1 protein-coding gene is annotated in these 291 nt (G+C 59.8%); it reads left to right on the plus strand.

All coding sequences use genetic code 11. The annotated features are described in order from the left end of the window. Positions 1-291, plus strand: a 291-nt coding sequence (locus tag QUB10_RS13720; protein ID WP_333202862.1) for a hypothetical protein, incomplete at both ends; no start/stop codon positions are given.

Consider the following 291-nt stretch of genomic DNA (forward strand, 5'->3'; position numbering starts at 1 on the left):
TCCCACACCGACTCCCACAACACCAACTCCCACACCGACTCCCACAACACCAACTCCCACACCGACTCCCACACCGACTCCCACAACACCAACTCCCACACCGACTCCCACAACACCAACTCCCACACCGACTCCCACAACACCAACTGACAACCAACCGCCAGTTGCCAAGAATGCCAACTCCAGCCTCGCGCCCAACAGCAGCCAGTTAGTGACAGGATTGGGAGGAAGCGACCCCGACGGGTCGATCGCCTCTTACACCATCAACACCCTGCCCTCACCAGACCAAGC

Origin of the sequence: Microcoleus sp. B5-D4, assembly GCF_036705145.1 — a bacterium.
GTDB lineage: Bacteria > Cyanobacteriota > Cyanobacteriia > Cyanobacteriales > Microcoleaceae > Microcoleus.